Raw genomic sequence first — 2,692 nt, forward strand, 5'->3', positions numbered from 1 at the left:
GCTTCTTTCATTCCTGGAGTAATCTTAGCTTTATTTTTTTCCATAAATTCACGAGCCTTTTCTTTGGCCGTATGTTTCTTTCCCTCTTCAGTCTGGATTTTCTCTCTTATCTCTTCAGGAGTCATCCCTTCAAATTCTGATTTCTTTTGTGTATCTCTAAAATCTTCTAACTTATCCCAAGGAATGATAGCAGAAAATTCTTTTTTCTCTCCTACTCCAGTTGTATCTATAATATTTGATAATAATTTACCTCTATCTAATATTGTTAAACCCTTCATACCTGCAATTATTTCTTCTAATCCCACCTTTTTTCCTCCTTGATCTTTAATTTCATACTCTTCATATTCAAAATAAAAACTTGTGCTACCTTCTTCAAATTCTGCTCCCTGTACTGCTGGATTAACTCCAATAGGAAGTAAAGCGATCTCTGTTAAATTATCATTAGGTATTTCTACTGATATTCCCTTGAAGATCCCATCATCTCTATACATCTTTCCTTTTTCAGAAAGTGTAAGATCTGCATAAGCTATAGTTTTTCCATTCTTTTTTTCTATAGAAAATCTATCAAATTCTCCTATTTCAACAGGCTTTCTTCCAGCTTCTTTCCATTTAGAAGTGTGGGCATATATTGCTTTAGACTTATTTTTAATATTACTAAATATCTTTTTTACCCTTTCATGACTAAAATCTCCCTGTGGATATTTTCCTGTTTCAAATATTTTGACCCTCTTTTTCAAAGGAACACCTCCTAAAAATAAAAAAAAGAGCCCACGAATCACTCTCTTTTCAGAAAGTGATTTATGGACTCTTGGCCTCTAATTTTTATTTTATTATTTCTATAGTTATTATATCTTATTTATACCCCAAAGACAAGGACGGTTATATTTCTGCTTTAATCAAAATATCTTCCCATTTTGTTTTCTTTAAAAATTCAGCAAAATTCATTGTTGGAAGTAATATTTTTTCATAATCTGTTTGTGACGATATAAGACTAATTAAAGCTCTAAGGTATGGATACTGAATAGCTGGAACATTACTTAATATCATATTTTTTTTATCAGCAAAAGACATTTCCTTTGAAAATTCAAATTCCCCTTTAATTATAACTTCTAACTTATACGGAAAATCTTTATTCGGTGATATTAAAATTCCTTGGTAAACTGAAATTTCATTAAAATCTTTATCTTCTTCTTTCACCTTGTAAAAAATATTTAATCCATCGCTTTCACTATCATCTTTATTATTATAATCTAAATCCATTTTAATTATTTTATATCCGTTGTATTTTAAAAATTCTGATTTTTTCATAATTCTACTCCTATATAGCTAAATATTTCTTATCTAACTCATACATGCTAACCTTTAAATCTTTTAAATCCCTCGATTTTTTTTTCGTGAATTCAATAGTCTTATTTGTTTTCTCATATACATTATCTATTTTTATTTTTTTAGACATTTCTTGTATTATCTTAGCAATAAAACTAAATCTAGGATCAATTTCACCTTTTTCAAATCTAGAAATAGCTTGTTGCTTAACACCAATTCTTTCAGCAAAGTCTTTCTGTGTTAATGAATTTTGTTTTCTATAATTGTATAATTCTTTTATAATCATAGTTCTTGCCTTTACTAATTCATACTCTTTTCTTAAATCTTCATTTTTTTCCAATCGCTCTTTTTTTAATGCTTTCCAATTTTTCATCCTTCATCCCCCACCTTTCAAAATAAAATTAAACACAAGTTCTTATTTTTTCAGGAACCTTTTCTTTTGTTTTATATTAAATAAATTTCATCTATTTATTTTCTTAATTTTTGCCTAATAAAATCAAACAAAGATTTTTCATATTTTTAGCTACTTTATCTAAAGTTTTAAAATATTCTTCAGAAAACTTTCTCACTTTTTTTTCTTTAATATCTAGTAAATCTATTTTATTATTTTCTTTTTCTTTGTATTTACAATAAAAAATCCTATATGATTTTGGAGATTTTATTCTAACCTCAAAGATTTTTTCAGATTTTTTACTTCTATTTAATCGTTTAATATCGAGTAAACCAAAATCACCACTTTCAAGCAAATCTATTCTGTCATAAATAACAGCCAATATCTCAGCTTCTTTTTCTAATTTTTCAAGTGCTTTTTCTGCCTTACTACTAAGTTCAATCTCGTACATAAACATCACCTAAAGTTTCTTATTTTGTTATAATTAATTCCCAATAATAGAGATATACAACATTAATGTTGTATATCTCTATTATACGTTATTTATAGTAAATGTCAACTATTTTATATATTTTAATACCCACTTTTCATATCTCTCAATCATCTTTCTATTAATACCTATATATGATCTTTTCGGAATTACTACTGATTTTACAAGCTTATACATAAATTCTATCTCATCTTTTCCTTTATTTCTTACTAAATATAAACCACTATCTATTCTAAGGCTAAATAAATCATCAAATTCTCTTGCAGATCTCTTTTTGGCACCTGGAGCAATAGGAATAGTCAGGTATTTACCTCTTTTCGGTTTAATAACTCCTCCATTTTGATGTATCCTAGCATAAATTTTATTTGTACCAACCATCGCAAAATTGTCCCCATAACCACTAGCTATACTATGCATGAGAGAAGAGGTTTTTCTCAAAGTTTGCCCTCCTCCATTACTCTTCTTCCATGATTTCCCTTCTGGAG

General features: G+C 27.7%; 5 protein-coding genes. All 5 read right to left on the minus strand.

Annotated elements, in window-relative coordinates:
- Positions 1-737, minus strand: a 737-nt coding sequence (locus tag WBG30_RS10030; protein ID WP_424504517.1) for a hypothetical protein, incomplete at its 3' end; no start/stop codon positions are given.
- 142 nt (positions 738-879) lie between these two features.
- Positions 880-1,308, minus strand: coding sequence for a protein-export chaperone SecB (locus WBG30_RS10035; protein WP_424504518.1), 429 nt, complete (start codon positions 1,306-1,308; stop codon positions 880-882).
- Positions 1,309-1,318: 10 nt separating this feature from the next.
- Positions 1,319-1,699: a helix-turn-helix domain-containing protein gene (locus WBG30_RS10040; protein ID WP_424504519.1), complete on the minus strand. Its 381-nt coding sequence runs from the start codon at positions 1,697-1,699 to the stop codon at positions 1,319-1,321.
- A 103-nt stretch (positions 1,700-1,802) separates the two neighbouring features.
- The gene (locus WBG30_RS10045) at positions 1,803-2,168 is read right to left on the minus strand and encodes a hypothetical protein (protein ID WP_424504520.1); all 366 of its coding nucleotides are present in this window, start codon (positions 2,166-2,168) and stop codon (positions 1,803-1,805) included.
- A gap of 108 nt (positions 2,169-2,276) precedes the next feature.
- The coding region (locus WBG30_RS10050) for a phage virion morphogenesis protein (protein ID WP_424504521.1) at positions 2,277-2,692 on the minus strand (416 nt) is incomplete at its 5' end.

Source organism: Psychrilyobacter sp. (genome assembly GCF_049671765.1).
In the GTDB taxonomy this organism is placed as follows: domain Bacteria; phylum Fusobacteriota; class Fusobacteriia; order Fusobacteriales; family Fusobacteriaceae; genus Psychrilyobacter.